The organism is Streptomyces sp. RKAG290, assembly GCF_023701695.1.
Taxonomy (GTDB): Bacteria; Actinomycetota; Actinomycetes; order Streptomycetales; family Streptomycetaceae; genus Streptomyces.
This window is the reverse complement of sequence record NZ_JAJOZC010000001.1, coordinates 2,689,871-2,704,634: the sequence shown is the minus strand read 5'-3', so window position 1 is coordinate 2,704,634 and position 14,764 is coordinate 2,689,871. Positions and strand designations below refer to the sequence as shown.

The 14,764-nt window shown below is 73.7% G+C and carries 18 protein-coding genes; 15 read left to right on the top strand and 3 right to left on the bottom strand.

The window, feature by feature from the left end:
- The 6 genes from LNW71_RS11455 (at window position 1) to tsaE (ending at window position 5,600) form a co-directional block, all read left to right on the top strand.
- On the top strand, window positions 1–369 hold the full coding sequence (locus LNW71_RS11455) for a holo-ACP synthase (protein WP_250968163.1): 369 nt from the start codon (window positions 1–3) through the stop codon (window positions 367–369).
- A 46-nt stretch (window positions 370–415) separates the two neighbouring features.
- Complete coding sequence (locus LNW71_RS11450; RefSeq protein WP_250968162.1) at window positions 416–1,891, top strand: NAD(P)H-hydrate dehydratase; 1,476 nt, start codon at window positions 416–418, stop codon at window positions 1,889–1,891.
- A 51-nt stretch (window positions 1,892–1,942) separates the two neighbouring features.
- Window positions 1,943–2,329, top strand: coding sequence for a DUF488 domain-containing protein (locus tag LNW71_RS11445; protein WP_250968161.1), 387 nt, complete (start codon window positions 1,943–1,945; stop codon window positions 2,327–2,329).
- Between the two features lie 159 nt (window positions 2,330–2,488).
- Window positions 2,489–3,670: an alanine racemase gene (gene alr / locus LNW71_RS11440; protein ID WP_250968160.1), complete on the top strand. Its 1,182-nt coding sequence runs from the start codon at window positions 2,489–2,491 to the stop codon at window positions 3,668–3,670.
- Window positions 3,671–3,808: 138 nt separating this feature from the next.
- The gene (locus tag LNW71_RS11435) at window positions 3,809–5,059 is read left to right on the top strand and encodes an alpha/beta hydrolase (protein WP_250968159.1); all 1,251 of its coding nucleotides are present in this window, start codon (window positions 3,809–3,811) and stop codon (window positions 5,057–5,059) included.
- Window positions 5,028–5,600 (top strand): tRNA (adenosine(37)-N6)-threonylcarbamoyltransferase complex ATPase subunit type 1 TsaE, encoded by a 573-nt coding sequence (tsaE, locus tag LNW71_RS11430; RefSeq protein ID WP_250968158.1) that lies wholly within the window; start codon window positions 5,028–5,030, stop codon window positions 5,598–5,600. The genes LNW71_RS11435 and tsaE overlap by 32 nt, the downstream gene beginning before the upstream one ends.
- 429 nt (window positions 5,601–6,029) lie before the next feature.
- On the opposite strand, the gene LNW71_RS11425 is transcribed toward tsaE, so the two are convergent.
- Window positions 6,030–6,566 carry a hypothetical protein gene (locus tag LNW71_RS11425; protein WP_250971971.1) on the bottom strand — a complete coding sequence of 179 codons (537 nt, stop codon included), beginning with the start codon at window positions 6,564–6,566 and terminating at the stop codon, window positions 6,030–6,032.
- Between the two features lie 184 nt (window positions 6,567–6,750).
- Here LNW71_RS11425 and tsaB point away from each other — a divergent pair, with 184 nt between their 5' ends.
- The 7 genes from tsaB to LNW71_RS11390 all read left to right on the top strand — a co-directional run bounded on the left by tsaB (window position 6,751) and on the right by LNW71_RS11390 (window position 11,672).
- Window positions 6,751–7,413, top strand: coding sequence for a tRNA (adenosine(37)-N6)-threonylcarbamoyltransferase complex dimerization subunit type 1 TsaB (gene tsaB, locus LNW71_RS11420; RefSeq protein WP_250968157.1), 663 nt, complete (start codon window positions 6,751–6,753; stop codon window positions 7,411–7,413).
- Window positions 7,410–7,901 (top strand): ribosomal protein S18-alanine N-acetyltransferase, encoded by a 492-nt coding sequence (rimI, locus tag LNW71_RS11415; protein ID WP_250968156.1) that lies wholly within the window; start codon window positions 7,410–7,412, stop codon window positions 7,899–7,901. Before tsaB ends, rimI begins: the two co-directional genes overlap by 4 nt.
- Complete coding sequence (gene tsaD / locus LNW71_RS11410; RefSeq protein ID WP_250968155.1) at window positions 7,901–9,007, top strand: tRNA (adenosine(37)-N6)-threonylcarbamoyltransferase complex transferase subunit TsaD; 1,107 nt, start codon at window positions 7,901–7,903, stop codon at window positions 9,005–9,007. The genes rimI and tsaD overlap by 1 nt, the downstream gene beginning before the upstream one ends.
- On the top strand, window positions 9,004–9,282 hold the full coding sequence (locus tag LNW71_RS11405; protein ID WP_250968154.1) for a hypothetical protein: 279 nt from the start codon (window positions 9,004–9,006) through the stop codon (window positions 9,280–9,282). The genes tsaD and LNW71_RS11405 overlap by 4 nt, the downstream gene beginning before the upstream one ends.
- A gap of 183 nt (window positions 9,283–9,465) precedes the next feature.
- Entirely contained in the window at window positions 9,466–9,822 is a 357-nt protein-coding gene (locus tag LNW71_RS11400) for a YciI family protein (RefSeq protein WP_250968153.1), read from the top strand.
- 65 nt (window positions 9,823–9,887) lie between these two features.
- Window positions 9,888–11,138, top strand: a complete 1,251-nt coding sequence (locus LNW71_RS11395; RefSeq protein ID WP_250968152.1) for an RNA polymerase sigma factor — start codon at window positions 9,888–9,890, stop codon at window positions 11,136–11,138.
- Between the two features lie 63 nt (window positions 11,139–11,201).
- The gene (locus LNW71_RS11390; RefSeq protein ID WP_250968151.1) at window positions 11,202–11,672 is read left to right on the top strand and encodes a VOC family protein; all 471 of its coding nucleotides are present in this window, start codon (window positions 11,202–11,204) and stop codon (window positions 11,670–11,672) included.
- Window positions 11,673–11,699: 27 nt separating this feature from the next.
- Here the strand turns inward: LNW71_RS11390 and LNW71_RS11385 are convergent, their stop codons facing one another.
- A complete protein-coding gene (locus LNW71_RS11385; RefSeq protein WP_250968150.1) occupies window positions 11,700–12,320 on the bottom strand; it encodes a class I SAM-dependent methyltransferase in 621 nt (206 codons plus the stop codon).
- Window positions 12,321–12,402: 82 nt separating this feature from the next.
- Here LNW71_RS11385 and LNW71_RS11380 point away from each other — a divergent pair, with 82 nt between their 5' ends.
- Both LNW71_RS11380 and LNW71_RS11375 read left to right on the top strand, forming a co-directional pair.
- Entirely contained in the window at window positions 12,403–13,068 is a 666-nt protein-coding gene (locus LNW71_RS11380) for a hypothetical protein (protein ID WP_250968149.1), read from the top strand.
- Between the two features lie 51 nt (window positions 13,069–13,119).
- Window positions 13,120–13,485: a hypothetical protein gene (locus tag LNW71_RS11375; protein WP_250968148.1), complete on the top strand. Its 366-nt coding sequence runs from the start codon at window positions 13,120–13,122 to the stop codon at window positions 13,483–13,485.
- A gap of 40 nt (window positions 13,486–13,525) precedes the next feature.
- Here LNW71_RS11375 and LNW71_RS11370 read toward each other — a convergent pair whose 3' ends face one another.
- Window positions 13,526–14,764: a class I SAM-dependent methyltransferase gene (locus LNW71_RS11370; RefSeq protein WP_250968147.1), complete on the bottom strand. Its 1,239-nt coding sequence runs from the start codon at window positions 14,762–14,764 to the stop codon at window positions 13,526–13,528.

Below are 14,764 nucleotides of genomic sequence, written 5' to 3'. Positions count from 1 at the left end.
GTGATCATCGGGGTCGGGATCGATGTGGCGGAGATCGAGCGGTTCGACGCGGCGCTGGAACGCACGCCGCAGATGGCCCAACGCCTCTTTGTGGAGCAGGAGTTGCTGCTGCCCGGCGGTGAGCGGCGCGGGATCGCCTCGCTGGCCGCCCGGTTCGCCGCGAAGGAGGCCCTGGCCAAGGCGCTCGGCGCGCCCGCCGGGCTGCTGTGGACGGACGCCGAGGTGTACGTCGAGGAGACCGGGCAGCCCCGGCTGCGGGTCCGCGGCACGGTCGCCGCGCGCGCGGCCGAGCTGGGCGTCCGGCAGTGGCACGTGTCGCTGAGCCACGACGCGGGGGTGGCGTCGGCGGTGGTGATCGCGGAGGGCTGAGCACGTCCGCGTGCCGAGGGCGCGTTCCCCTGCGTACGTTGGAGCCATGCGTACTGCGTACAGCGTTGAGACCGTACGGGCCGCCGAACAGGCCCTCATGGCACGGCTGCCGGAGGGCGCGCTGATGCAGCGCGCCGCCGCCGGACTCGCGGCGGCCTGCGCCGACCTGCTGCGCCGCGCCGGCCGGGTGTACGGCTCCCGGGTCGTCCTGCTCGTCGGCAGCGGCGACAACGGCGGCGACGCCCTCTACGCGGGCGCCCGGCTGGCCCGGCGCGGCGCCGGTGTGGTGGCCGTGCGGGTCTCGCCCGGCCGGGCCCACGAGGGCGGGAGCGCGGCGCTGCGCGCGGCGGGCGGCCGGGTGGTGGACGCCGGTGAGACCCCGGCAGGGGGCCGGCACCGCGACTGGGGCGGGCGGATCGACCTCGTCGTCGACGGCATCACCGGCATCGGCGGACTCGGCGGACTGCGGCCGGAGGCGGCCGAACTGGTGGAGCACTACGCGGAGCGCGGGGCGCCCGTCGTCGCCGTCGACCTGCCCAGCGGCGTCGAGGCGGACACCGGCGAGGTGCGGGGCGCCGCGGTGCGCGCGGACGCGACCGTCACCTTCGGGGCGTACAAGCCGGGCCTGCTCGTCGACCCCGCGGCTGAACGGGCCGGCGCGCTGCACCTCGTCGACATCGGGCTCGGCGCCGAACTGCCGGACGTGCCCGACCTGGAGGCGCTGCAGTACGCGGACGTGGCGGCGCTGCTGCCCGTGCCGGGCGCCGAGAGCGACAAGTACCGGCGCGGTGTCGTCGGCATCGTCGCCGGGTCGGCGCGCTACCCGGGTGCTGCGGTGCTGGCCGTCGCCGGGGCGTTGCGCGGCGGGGCGGGCGCGGTGCGGTACGTCGGACCGGGCGCCGACGCCGTCATCGCGCGGCATCCGGAGACCCTGGTGCACGCCGGCCCGCCGTCGAAGGCCGGGCGCGTGCAGGCGTGGGTCGTCGGGCCGGGGCTCGGCGACGGTACGGAGGCCGTCGAGGCGGTCTCCGACGTGCTGGCCGCCGATGTCGCGGTGCTGGTCGACGCGGACGGGCTGCGGCTGCTGGACGCCGCCGTCGTACGGGCGCGCACCGCACCCACCGTCCTCACCCCGCACGCCGGCGAGGCCGCCGCGCTGCTCGGCGTCCCGCGCGAGGAGGTCGAGGCGGGGCGGCTCGCGGCCGTGCGCGAACTCGCCACCCGGTTCCGGGCCACCGTCCTGCTCAAGGGGTCGACGACCCTGATCGCCACCGACGACCCGCACACCCCCGTGCGGGTCAACCCGACCGGCACGTCCTGGCTGGCCACCGCGGGCAGCGGCGACGTCCTCTCCGGGCTGACCGGCTCCCTGCTCGCCGCGGGCCTCGCACCGCGCGACGCCGCGTCGGCCGGCGCCTACCTCCACGGCCTCGCGGCCCGGCACGCCTCGCAGGGCTCCCCGGTCGCCGCGCAGGACGTGGCGGAGGCGATCGGGGCGGCATGGCGGGACGTACGGGCCTGAGTGATGCTGGGAGCGCAGGCGCGGGCGGCGGCAGCGAGGAAGTGATCGGTCGTGGGCAGCAACGATGACGTGCGCGTACGCCGGGTGTACGACCCGCAGGAGGACGGTGACGGCACCCGCGTCCTGGTCGACCGCCTCTGGCCGCGCGGCGTCGCCAAGGAACGTGCCGCGATCGACAGGTGGCTCAAGGAGCTGACCCCGTCGAACGAGCTGCGTACCTGGTACCACGAGGACCGCTCGGACACCCGCTACGACGACTTCGTCGACCGCTACCGCGCCGAGCTGGCCGACCCCGTGCACGCCGCCGCGGTCGGCGAACTGGTGGCGCTGGTCCGCGACGGCGGCCCGGTGACGCTGGTCACGGCCGTCAAGGACGTCCCGCACAGCCATGTGCCGGTCCTCGTCGACCATCTGGCACACGAGCTGCGCCACGGCTGAGGATCCTCCGTCCGGACCACGCCGGGTGCGCGAGCGAGCCCGGCATGATCCGGACGGGCGGCGCCGGTGACCCCCGCCGCTCCCGCGCGCCGGAGCGGCGCGCCCTGCCACGACCGGTACCCGGGGGCCGTGTCGTACGGCTCTGAGACACTGGGCGCGATGAACGAGACAGCGTCCTTGCGAGCCCGTGCCGAGATCGACCTCGCCGCACTCCGCGCCAACGTGCGTGCGCTGCGTGCCCGGGCGACCGGTGCGCAGCTGATGGCCGTGGTCAAGTCCGACGCGTACGGGCACGGCGCGGTGCCCTGTGCCCGCGCCGCGCTCGAAGCGGGCGCCACCTGGCTCGGCACCGCCACGCCGCAGGAGGCGCTCGCCCTGCGCGCGGCGGGGCTCGGCGGCCGGATGATGTGCTGGCTGTGGACGCCGGGCGGGCCCTGGCGCGAGGCGATCGAGGCCGACATCGACGTGTCGGTGAGCGGGATGTGGGCGCTGCGCGAGGTGACCGCGGCAGCCGCGGCGGCCGGCCGCCCGGCCCGCGTGCAGCTCAAGGCCGACACCGGCCTCGGCCGCAACGGCTGCCAGCCCGCCGACTGGCCCGCACTCGTCGCCGCCGCCCGCACCGCCGAGGAGGCGGGCACCGTCCGGATCACCGGCCTCTGGTCCCACTTCGCCTGCGCGGACGAGCCCGGACACCCCTCCATCGCCGCCCAGCTGGACCTGTTCGACGACATGCTGGCGCACGCGCGGAAGGCCGGCATCGAGCCCGAGGTGCGCCACATCGCCAATTCCCCGGCGACGCTGACCGTCCCCGAGTCGCACTTCGACCTGGTGCGCACCGGGATCGCCATGTACGGCATCTCGCCCAGCCCCGAGCTCGGCACCCCGGCCGATTTCGGCCTGCGGCCGGTCATGACGCTCGCGGCGTCGGTCGCCCTGGTCAAGCAGGTCCCGGCCGGCCACGGCGTCAGCTACGGGCACCACTACACGACGTCCCGCGAGACCACGCTCGGCCTGGTGCCCCTGGGCTACGCGGACGGCATCCCGCGCCACGCCTCGGGCCGCGGTCCGGTCCTGGTCGGCGGGGTCCGGCGGACGGTCGCCGGCCGGGTGGCCATGGACCAGTTCGTCGTCGACCTCGACGGGGACGTGGTCGAGGAGGGCAGCGACGCCGTGCTGTTCGGCCCGGGGGACCGGGGCGAACCGAGCGCCGAGGACTGGGCGCAGGCGGCCGACACGATCGCGTACGAGATCGTCACCCGGATCGGCGGCCGGGTGCCGCGCGTCTACCGGGACGACGAAGCGCCCGGCGCAACCGCGGACGGCGAACCGGCCGAGTCCTGACCGAGGAAGCAACCTTGACCAGGCACGATCTGAACATGTTCCGAGTTGACCGAATGAGACCGAATCTGATCGGTCGAGTTCACTTGAGATCAGACCAGCCCTGACCTGAAGGACACGACCCACGAGGAGCGCGGCACGGTGAGCGAGATCAGCGCGGGGGACGCGATGGCGGCGGCCGCTTCGGCGGCCGGCTGGCGCCGGGCGGGGGTCGCCGGGGCCGCCATAGGTGTGATCGCCGCAGGCGCGGCGGCCGGGGTCGCCGTCGAGCGGCTGACGGTCGGCCGGGGCATGCGCAAGCGGGCCAGGCTGGCGCTGGACGCCACCGGACCGTACGGCTCGCTGCGCGGGCTGCCGGGCCGGGCCACGGCCGACGACGGCACCGAGCTGTACTACGAGATCGACGAGGTCGAACCCGGCAGCGGCGCGGGCGCCGGCGGTACGCCCCCCGGAGCCGCGGCCGGCCCGCGCAGGCGCCGCCTGTTCGGGCGCAAGGCCCCGGCCCCGGTGACGGTGATCTTCAGCCACGGCTACTGCCTCAGCCAGGACTCCTGGCACTTCCAGCGCGCGGCCCTGCGCGGCCTGGTGCGCACGGTCCACTGGGACCAGCGCAGCCACGGCCGCTCGGAGCGCGGCCGGGCGCAGGCGAAGGGGGTCCACGTCGGCATCGACCAGCTCGGCCGTGACCTCGCCGCCGTGATCGACGCGGCCGCGCCACAGGGCCCGGTGGTGCTGGTCGGGCACTCCATGGGCGGTATGACGATCATGGCGCTCGCCGACCAGTACCCGGAGCTGATCCGCGACCGGGTCGCGGCCGTCGCCTTCGTCGGTACGTCGAGCGGGAAGCTCGGCGAGGTCAACTTCGGGCTGCCGGTGGCGGGCGTGAACGCGGTACGGCGGGTGCTGCCCGGCGTGCTGAAGGCGCTGGGCTCGCAGGCGGAACTGGTGGAGCGGGGGCGGCGGGCGACCGCGGACCTGTTCGCCGGGCTGATCAAGCGGTACTCGTTCGGTTCGCGTGACGTGGACCCGGCGGTCGAACGGTTCGCCGAACGGCTCATCGAGTCCACGCCGATCGACGTGGTCGCCGAGTTCTACCCGGCGTTCACCGACCACGACAAGAGCGCCGCGCTGCCCGCGTTCCGGGACCTCCCGGTGCTGATCCTGGCGGGCGACAAGGACCTGGTGACGCCCAGTTCGCACAGCGAGGCGATCGCGGACCAGCTGCCCGACGCGGAGCTGGTCATCGTCCCCGACGCCGGCCACCTGGTGATGCTGGAGCACCCGGAGACGGTGACGGACCGGCTGGCGGACCTGTTGGTGAGGGCGGGAGCCGTACCGGAATCCTCTAACGTTGGCGGGCATGGAAGCACCGCACAACAGCCCGGCGGCTGAGGTCGCCGAAGGCGCCGCGCAGGGGACCACACCCGGCGCCGTCACCGTGAACCTGGCCGTCGAGTCCCCCGAACAGATGCAGGCCCTGGGCCGTCGGCTCGCCGGCGTGCTGCGCCCCGGCGACCTGGTGATGCTCACCGGCGAGCTCGGCGCCGGAAAGACGACCCTGACCCGCGGCCTCGGCGAGGGCCTGGGGGTGCGCGGCGCCGTCACGTCCCCCACCTTCGTGATCGCCCGCGTCCATCCGCCGCTCGGCGACGGCCCGGCGCTGGTCCATGTCGACGCGTACCGCCTGGGCGGCGGGCTCGACGAGATGGAGGACCTGGACCTCGACGTGTCGCTGCCGGAGTCGGTGGTGGTCGTCGAGTGGGGCGACGGCAAGGTCGAGGAGCTGGCGGACGACCGGCTCCGGGTGCTCATCCACCGCGCGGTCGGCGACACGGACGACGAGCGGCGCGCGGTGACGCTGGTGGGCCTGGGGGAGAGGTGGGCCGGACTGGGTGCGGAGTCCTGGGGGCCGTGGGCGGTGGCCGGGGCCTGATACCCGCCTCGTTTCCGACATGGTGTCGGCAAATTGTTGCGCGGGGCGGTGCGGGCGTGGTGACATGGAGGGCGAGAACAGGTTAGGTGTACCTAACCGTGCCTTCCACCGGAGTCCCAGGAGGCGTCCATGCCTACATCCGAGAGTGAAGTGCGGCCGCCGCGGGCGGTATCGATGAGCGACCTGCTGGCGGCGGGTGCGGCGGCGAACGCGGTGTCCACACCGCCGGGTGCCGCGCGACCCGGCTCCGCCGCGGCTCCCCCACGAGGCAGCGCACCGTCCGGCCCCCGCCGCGCCTGAGCCGCGGCGGTGGCCTGCCCGCCGCCCTCAATCGCCGGACGGGCTTGATGTGGCCTCTGTGTGCCCGATCCGGGCTCGGGTCACGGACGTCCTCAATCGCCGGACGGGCTTGATCTCGGGGCCCCCGGGCTACGGGACCACGACCACCTTCACGCCCACCGTCGCGAACGTCCAGACCGCGTTGCCGTCCGCACGGGCCATCCGTACGCCGCCCGCCTTCGCCGTCGGGTCCGGGCTCTGCATGGAGCCGTCCTGCGCGGCGCTGAAGCCGATGGCGATGTCGTTCGTCGTCGCGAACCGGACCACGTGCTCGATCGGCACCCCGTCGGAGCCCGTGACCGTGCCGGAGCGCGAAGTCACCTGGTACGTACCCGGCAGCGCGCGCACCGCACTGGGCATGACCTTGAAGGTCCGCTTCGACCTGCCCTTGGCGTCGACCAGCCAGACCCGCCGGTCACTCAGCGCGTACACCACCCGCACGCCCATGCCCGAGGCCGCCGGAACCGCGAGCGGGTCCCTCTTGGCCTCCGGCTTGGCATGGCCGCCCGCGACCGAGGCGCTGCTCGACGACGTCGCCCTGGGGTTGAGTGTGTCGGGGACGTTCGCCGATGCCTGGTAGGCCAGGAAACCGACCGCGGCGACAGCCGCCGCGGTGAGCACGGCCACGATTCCCGAGCTGCCCCTTGCCACCGTGCGCGCCCCTTTCGCCTTCGTGTGTCATTTGTCGTATGTCGTACAAGCGTTTACACGTATTCCGTGTATGTCCGGTGACGGTAGCAGCCGTGGTCCCCGGTGCCGGGACGCCGTACGGGGCGCCGTTGCCCCCGCCGCGGAGCCGTAGGCTGTTTGCGTGCTCTTGCTCGCTGTGGATACCGCCACCCCTGCCGTCACCGTCGCCCTGCACGACGGGACCCGTGTCGTCGCCGAGTCCGGCCAGGTCGACGCCCGGAGGCACGGGGAGCTGCTGCTGCCCGCCGTCGACCGGGTCCTCGCCGAGGCGGGGGTGAAACTCGACGCCGTGACCGACCTGGCCGTGGGCGTCGGCCCCGGCCCTTACACCGGACTGCGCGTCGGCCTGGTCACGGCCGCGACGTTCGGTTCGGTGCTCTCCGTGCCCGTGCACGGACTGTGCACCCTGGACGCGCTCGCGTACGCCGCCGGACAGGCCGGGCTGGCAGGGCCGTTCGCCGTCGCGACGGACGCCCGCCGCAAGGAGGTCTACTGGGCGCGGTACGAGGACCCCCGTACCCGGACCGGTGAACCCGCCGTCGACCGGCCCGCCGACATCGCCGAGCAGCTCGCGGGGCTCCCCGTGGTCGGGGCGGGCGCGGTCCTCTACCCCGAGGCGTTCCCGGACGCCCGCGGCCCCGAGCACGTCGCCGCCGGCGCGCTGGCCGCCCTCGCCGCCGAGCGCCTGGCCGCGGGCGCCGACATGCTGCCCCCGCAGCCGCTCTACCTCCGCAGGCCCGACGCGCAGGTCCCGAAGAACTACAAGGTGGTCACGCCCAAGTGACCACCGCGACGGCAGTACTGCGCGAGATGCGCTGGTGGGACATCGATCCGGTGCTCGATCTCGAACACGAGCTGTTCCCGGACGACGCCTGGTCGGCGGGCATGTTCTGGTCCGAGCTGGCGCACGCCCGCGGCCCGCAGGCCACCCGCCGCTACGTGGTCGCCGAGGACCCGGTCACCGGCGGGATCGTCGGGTACGCCGGACTGGCCGCGGCCGGCGACCTCGCCGACGTGCAGACGATCGCCGTCTCCCGGGGCCACTGGGGCAGCGGCCTCGGCTCCGAGCTCCTGACCGACCTGCTGAAGCACGCCACGGCCTTCGAGTGCGCCGAGGTGCTGCTGGAGGTCCGGGTCGACAACACCCGGGCACAGAAGCTGTACGAACGCTTCGGCTTCGAACCGATCGGCTTCCGCCGCGGCTACTACCAGCCGGGCAACATCGACGCGCTGGTCATGCGCCTCCACGTACAAGAAACAGAGACTGACTGATGGCTGACGAACCGCTCGTACTCGGCATCGAGACCTCCTGCGACGAGACCGGCGTCGGCATCGTCCGCGGGACGACGCTGCTCGCCGACGCCGTCGCCTCCAGCGTCGACACGCACGCGCGCTTCGGCGGCGTCGTCCCGGAGATCGCCTCCCGCGCACACCTGGAGGCGATGGTCCCGACCATCGAGCGCGCCCTGAAGGAGGCCGGGGTCACCGGCCGTGACCTCGACGGCATCTCCGTCACCGCGGGCCCCGGCCTCGCGGGCGCCCTGCTCGTCGGCGTATCGGCGGCGAAGGCGTACGCCTACGCGCTGAACAAGCCGCTGTACGGGGTGAACCACCTCGCCTCGCACATCTGCGTCGACCAGCTGGAGCACGGCCCGCTGCCCGAGCCGACGATGGCGCTGCTGGTCAGCGGCGGTCACTCCTCACTGCTGCTGGCGCCGGACATCACCAACGACGTACGGCCGCTGGGCGCGACCATCGACGACGCGGCGGGCGAGGCCTTCGACAAGATCGCCCGGGTGCTGCACCTCGGCTTCCCCGGCGGCCCGGTCATCGACCGCCTCGCGAAGGAGGGCGACCCCAAGGCCATCGCGTTCCCGCGCGGCCTGAGCGGCTCGCGCGACCCCGCGTACGACTTCTCCTTCTCCGGCCTGAAGACCTCCGTCGCCCGCTGGATCGAGGCGAAGCGCGCCGCGGGCGAGGAAGTGCCGGTACGGGACGTGGCGGCGTCCTTCCAGGAGGCCGTGGTGGACGTGCTCACCCGCAAGGCCGTCCGCGCCTGCAAGGACGAGGGCGTCGACCACCTGATGATCGGCGGCGGTGTCGCGGCCAACTCACGGCTGCGGGCGCTCGCCCAGGAGCGGTGCGAGCGGGCCGGCATCCGGCTGCGGGTGCCGCGGCCGGGCCTGTGCACCGACAACGGGGCGATGGTCGCGGCGCTCGGCGCGGAGATGGTCGCGCGCAACAGGCCGGCCTCCGACCTGGAACTGTCGGCCGACTCCTCGCTGCCGGTGACCGAGCCGCACGTACCCGGCGCCCACGGCCACCCGCACACGCACGACCACGTGCACGAGATCAGCAAGGACAACCTCTACTCATGAGCGCCGGGACCGTGGCCATGATGTGGGAGGCCCGCGCCACCGAGGGCCGGGGCGCGGAACTGCTGGAGTGGGCACGCGCCCGCACGGGCGAGCTGGCACGGCCGCCGCTGCGCAGCGAACTGCTGCGCGCCCCGCAGGACCGGGTCCTGGTCATCACCTGGTGGCAGGGCGCGTACGGCGACGAGCTGCCGGAGCTGCCCGAGCCGGACGCCGGGATCGTCACCCGGCCGGTGCACCGCTGGCGTTTCGAGTCCCTCGGGCAAGCAGACCGGTGATGATCGCGTCGAGCTCGTCGGCCACCTCGTAGGACGACGGCTTCCGCCCCGGGAACCACTCCGGTGGCCGATCCGGAGAATTCTCAGAAGAATTCCGGGGGAGCTGTCGATCCGGCCGTGTCCCGTTCGACGCAGAGGTGAGAGGCAGGGGAAAGGCCCCGCCCTCCCGACCGAGGAGTCACCATGCCGCGCTTCATGTCCCTCATCCGCATCGACGAGCAGGCCGCCGCCGGATTCGAGCCCGACCCCGACTTCGAGAAGCGGATGGGCGCCCTGTTCGAGGAGATCACCAAGGCCGGCGTGATGCTGGAGACGGCCGGCCTCACCCCGACCGCCCAGGGCACCCGGGTCCACTGGTCCGGCGGAAAACTCAGCTACACCGACGGGCCCTTCACCGAGACCAAGGAGGTCGTCGGCGGATACGCCATCCTCCAGTGCAAGGACCAGGACGAGGCGGTGGAGTGGACCAAGCGGTTCCTGCTGACCCACCCGGAGAGCTGGACCGTCACGTCCGAGGTCCGCGCCATCGACGAACCCTGACCGGCCCCGCCCACCGGCCCGGCCACGCTTGCCCGGGCCCGGTGCGGCTGCTCTGATGGGTGGCCGTGACGGCAGTGAGTGCGGTGGAGACGGTGTTCCGGATCGAGTCCGCGCGGATCATCGCCGGTGTCACCCGGATCGTCCGGGACGTGGGCATCGCCGAGGAGCTCGCGCAGGACGCGCTGGTCGCCGCGCTGGAGCAGTGGCCGGAGTCGGGCGTCCCGGACAACCCCGGGGCCTGGCTCATGGCCACCGCCAAGCACCGCGCCATCGACCTCGTACGCCGCCGCGAGACGTACGCCCGCAAGCTGGCCGAGATGGGCCGCGAGCTGGACGAGGGCGCCTACGACCCGGAACCCGACCCCGCCGGTCCGGACCACATCGACGACGACCTGCTGCGGCTGATCTTCACCTCCTGCCATCCGGTGCTCTCCACCGACGCCCGGATCGCCCTCACCCTGCGACTGCTCGGCGGCCTCACCACCGACGAGATCGCCCGCGCCTTCCTCACCTCCGAGCCGACCGTCGCCCAGCGCATCGTCCGGGCCAAACGGACGCTCGGCCGGGCCGGCGTCCCCTTCGAGGTGCCGGACGGACCCGAGCGCGCCGCCCGGCTCGGCTCCGTCCTCGAAGTCATCTACCTCGTCTTCAACGAGGGCTACGCCGCGACCGCGGGCGACGACTGGCTGCGCCCGGCGCTCTGCGAGGACGCGCTGCGCCAGGCCCGGGTGCTGGCCGGTCTGATGCCGCAGGAGCCCGAGGTGCACGGCCTGGCCGCCCTGCTGGAGCTGCAGGCCTCGCGCACCGCCGCCAGGACCGGGCCGGACGGTGCGCCGGTGCTGCTCGCGGACCAGAACCGGGCCCGCTGGGACCGGCTGCTGATCCGCCGCGGCCTCACCGCCCTGATCAGGTCGAGCGAGACGGCCGGGGAGACGGGGCAGGCGCTGGGCCCCTACGCACTGCAGGCCGCGATCGTCGCCTGCCACGCGCGGGCGGTGCGGTACGAGGACACCGACTGGGCCGCCATCGCGGCGCTCTACGACCGGCTCGCCGTCCTGACCCCGTCCCCGGTCGTCGAGCTCAACCGGGCCGTCGCCGTCTCCATGGCCGAGGGCCCGGCGGCCGGCCTGGTCCTGGTCGACGCCCTCGCCGCGGACCCCGCGCTCAAGGACTACCACTTGCTGCCGAGCGTCCGCGGGGATCTGCTGGTCAGGATGGGGCGTACGGACGAGGCGCGCGCGGAGTTCGTACGGGCGGCGGAGCTGACCCGCAACGAGCGGGAACGGGCGATGCTCCTGGACCGGGCCGGCCGATGAGTTCCGGGCCCGCGACCGGTCTACCTTGCACGCCACCCGGCACCACCGCCTGAGGAGAAGACCATGCAGAAGGTCACCACTTTCCTGTGGTTCGACAACAACCAGGCCGAGGAGGCCGCGAACCACTACATCTCGGTCATCGGCGGGGACTCGCGCGTCGTGGACGTGACCCGCTGGAACGCGGCGTCGCCGGGCGAGGACGGAGCGGTGATGACGGTCCGCTTCCAGCTGGAGGGCGCCCAGTACATCGCGTTCAACGGCGGCCCGGAGTTCCCCTTCAGCGAGGCGGTCTCCCTCTCCGTCGACTGCGCGTCGCAGGAGGAGGCGGACGAGCTGTGGGACAAGCTCACCGCGGACGGCGGACAGGAGAGCCAGTGCGGCTGGCTCAAGGACCGGTTCGGCGTCTCCTGGCAGATCATCCCGCCCGGCCTGGGCGAGGCACTGACCGACCCGGACCCGGACAAGGCCGCCCGCGCCATGAAGGCGATGCTCGGCATGAAGCGACTCGACATCGAGGCGCTGCGCAACGCCTGAGCCGCGGGGCGGCCCGCGCGGCCGGCTTCACGGCACGGCGATTCCCAGCGAGTCGGCGCCCATCGGCTTCGGGGCGCCCGTCTCGTAGAACACGTCCAGCTCCGTGATCGTGAAGCCGGCGCCCGTGAGCAGACCGGCGATCGGCCGGGTCAGCCGGCACCCGGCGAAGAGCCGCTGCTCCAGCGGGTCCAGCCGCCGCTGCCAGCGGCGCACCCCCTCGTCCTCCTCCGGGGCGAGACCGTGCTCCAGGAAGTGCAGGGTGGCGCCCGGCCTGAGCACCCGGCGCACCTCGCGCAGGGCCGCGTGCGCGTCGGGAATCGTGCAGAGCGTCCACGTCGAGAGCGCGCCGTCGAACGAGTCGTCCGCGAACGGCAGCGCCTGGCCGTCCAGGCCGGCCCGCCGCACCGGTGTGTTCCCGGTGGCGATGCGTCCGCCGGCCAGCCGCCAGCCGAGGTCGGAGGGCTCGACCGCGGCCACGCCGGTGACGGCGGACGGGTAGAAGGGGACGTTGTGCCCCGAGCCGAAACCGATCTCGATGATCTCGCCCGACAGGCCCTCGCAGACGCGGCGCCGCAGCGGTTCGACGACCTTCAGGCCGCAGGCGACATCGACGATCCGGGGCACGATCCGCTGTGCGTAGAAGCCCATGGTGACCTCCCTGGCTCACTGTCCAGCATCGCACCGCGAAGGCCCCCGCGCACCGGGCGGCGCCCTCGGTAGGGTCTGGCCCATGCCCCGTCGTTCAGCGCTGCCGCCGCCACCGCCGCCCGTGGAGATACGTACCTGGCCCGACCGGGGAGCGCTGCTCGCCGACCGGGCCCTGATCCTCGGCGAGTTGGTGAAGCTGCACCTGGGCCCGGGGCGGCTGGGACTGCTCTGGCTCTGGGGCGCGCTCGGTGCGCTCGGCTGGTCGCTGGTGGGCACGGCCCTCATCACGTTCGAGGAGTCGTACGACATCTTCAGCGCCGTCTTCGGCGTGGTCTTCCTTGCCATGGGCGCGTGTTGCCTGGTGCCCGCGGTCGTACTCGTCGTCGTGGGCCTGCGCCGCGACCGCGAGATCCGCCGACTGCTCGCGCAGTGGGGCGCGTTGGACCGTGACCCGGCAAGGGACGCTGCGCTCCGGCTGCCCGGGACGAGCCTGGTGTGGCTGCTGAGCTCCTTCCTGCTCTGCGCGTCCGGGCTGTACGCCTGCGTCGCCGTGCCGGCCGGCGCGGTCCGGGGCGACGACACGTACGGCCTGGTGGCGCTCGTCATGGGCCTCGGGTTCATCGGCTGGCTCATCGGGCTGAGCGGCATCACCAAGGCGCTCCTGCACCGGCGTTGGGTGCTCCGGGTGCTGATCGGGACGCCGGTGCCCGGGGCGCCGATATCCTCCGGCGCCGGGTCGCACCGCTGACCGCGGCCCTATCCTGGCGCGTACGTGAAGGGCTCAGGGGGAGGTTGTTCCATGGAGTGGTACTGGTGGTTGCTCATCATCTTCTGGACGGGCGGATTCGGGTGGGCGGCCGACAACGCCCGTACGGCGTTGCGCAACCGGCACGCACGCAAGCTCGAACTGCTGGAGGCCGGCAGGCAGGAGCGGCTGGCCGTCGAGGCGGCGCACAAACCGCCGGAGCCGGTCTGCGGGTGCACGCACCACCTCGCCAAGCACGACAAGCAGGGCAAGTGCCATGAGCGGGTCGAGGTGCCGACCGCCTGGGACGCGCACAAGAAGCCGGTCCGCTTCGAGTCCGGTCAGTGCAACTGCCAGCAGTACGTAGGCCCGCAGCCGCTCTCGCAGGTGTACGCCGACGAGCTGACCGACCTCGCCTGAGGCGCCCTGGTCCGCCGGGCGGGACCGGCACCTGCGAGCGTCACCCGCGGCCGGCCTCCGGGCCGGTCACGGGGTGGCCGATCAGCATCGTCGGCGCGTCCGCGACCCGGGTCAGGAAGACGGTGGCCGTGTTCGGGCCCTGGAGCTTCATCCTCCTGCGCAGTTCCTCCGGTTCGACCGGGGAGCCGCGCTTCTTGACCGTCAGGACGCCGACCTCCCGCTCCCGCAGCAGCGCCTTCAGCCGCTTCATGTTGAACGGGATCCGGTCGGTGATCTCGTACCCGGCGGTGTACGGGGAGTCGTACAGCTCGTCGCTGGTCACGTACGCGATCATCTCGTCGATCAGCCGGCCGTGGCACCTGTCCACGATGTCGGCCACCAGATGGGCCCGGATCACCGCGCCGTCCGGCTCGTACAGATAGCGGCCGACCGGGCCGACCGGCGGGGCGGGCAGCACGGCCGGGGCGCTCAGCGTGGCGCCGGACGGCAGCAGGGTGGCGCGGTACGAACCGGCCTCGAAGCCCTCGCCGAACCAGAGCACCGCCTCCTTCACGTCACCGCCGTCCGAGATCCATTCGGCCTCCGCCTGCGGCCCGATCGCCTCGTGCGGGACGCCGGGGGCGATCTTCAGCGCCGCCCTGGGGGCCTTCAGCGCTGCCGCGGTCGCCCAGGAGAGGGGCGGGGAGTACGCCTCGGGGTCGAAGATCCGGCCGCGGCCGCCCCGGCGGGCCGGGTCGACGAACACCGCGTCGTAGGGGGAGGTGTCGATCTCCGTGACGTCGGCGCACCGCACCTCGATCAGGCCGTCCAGGCCGAGCGCGGCGGCATTGGCCCTGGCCACCTCGGCGGTCAGCGGGTCGCGGTCCACGGCGAGGACGGAGATCCCGGCGCGGGCCAGGGCGATCGCGTCGCCGCCGATCCCGCAGCAGAGGTCGGCGACACTGCGCACCCCGGTGGCCGCGAACCGCCGGGCGCGGTAGCCGGCCACGGAGGTCCGGGTCGCCTGCTCCACCCCGTTCGGCGTGAAGAACATCCGGTGCGCGTCCTCGGCGCCGAACTTCGCCACCGCCCGCTGCCGCAGCCTGGCCTGGCCCAGCGCCGCCGAGACGAGGGCGGCGGGGTGGGTGCGGCGCAGCCGGGTGGCCGTGGCGAGTTCCGTGGCGGGGTCGTAGGACCGCAGCCCGGCCAGGAGCTCGGCACCCTCCGGGGCGCGCAGGGCCAGGAAGCCGGCGAGGGGGTCGGGGGCGGCGGGCGGGTCGAGAGCGTTCACCTGCCCCAT

Excerpts from the sequence above, each read along its gene's own strand:
- LNW71_RS11390 (WP_250968151.1), top strand. The coding sequence starts at position 11,202 with ATGCAGAAGGTCACCACTTTCCTGTGGTTCGACAACAACCAGGCCGAG.
- LNW71_RS11380 (WP_250968149.1), top strand. The coding sequence starts at position 12,403 with ATGCCCCGTCGTTCAGCGCTGCCGCCGCCACCGCCGCCCGTGGAGATA.
- tsaE (WP_250968158.1), top strand. The coding sequence starts at position 5,028 with ATGGAAGCACCGCACAACAGCCCGGCGGCTGAGGTCGCCGAAGGCGCC.
- tsaD (WP_250968155.1), top strand. The coding sequence starts at position 7,901 with ATGGCTGACGAACCGCTCGTACTCGGCATCGAGACCTCCTGCGACGAG.
- LNW71_RS11400 (WP_250968153.1), top strand. The coding sequence starts at position 9,466 with ATGCCGCGCTTCATGTCCCTCATCCGCATCGACGAGCAGGCCGCCGCC.
- LNW71_RS11450 (WP_250968162.1), top strand. The coding sequence starts at position 416 with ATGCGTACTGCGTACAGCGTTGAGACCGTACGGGCCGCCGAACAGGCC.
- alr (WP_250968160.1), top strand. The coding sequence starts at position 2,489 with ATGAACGAGACAGCGTCCTTGCGAGCCCGTGCCGAGATCGACCTCGCC.
- LNW71_RS11370 (WP_250968147.1), bottom strand. The coding sequence starts at position 14,764 with ATGGGGCAGGTGAACGCTCTCGACCCGCCCGCCGCCCCCGACCCCCTC.
- LNW71_RS11405 (WP_250968154.1), top strand. The coding sequence starts at position 9,004 with ATGAGCGCCGGGACCGTGGCCATGATGTGGGAGGCCCGCGCCACCGAG.
- LNW71_RS11385 (WP_250968150.1), bottom strand. The coding sequence starts at position 12,320 with ATGGGCTTCTACGCACAGCGGATCGTGCCCCGGATCGTCGATGTCGCC.
- LNW71_RS11375 (WP_250968148.1), top strand. The coding sequence starts at position 13,120 with ATGGAGTGGTACTGGTGGTTGCTCATCATCTTCTGGACGGGCGGATTC.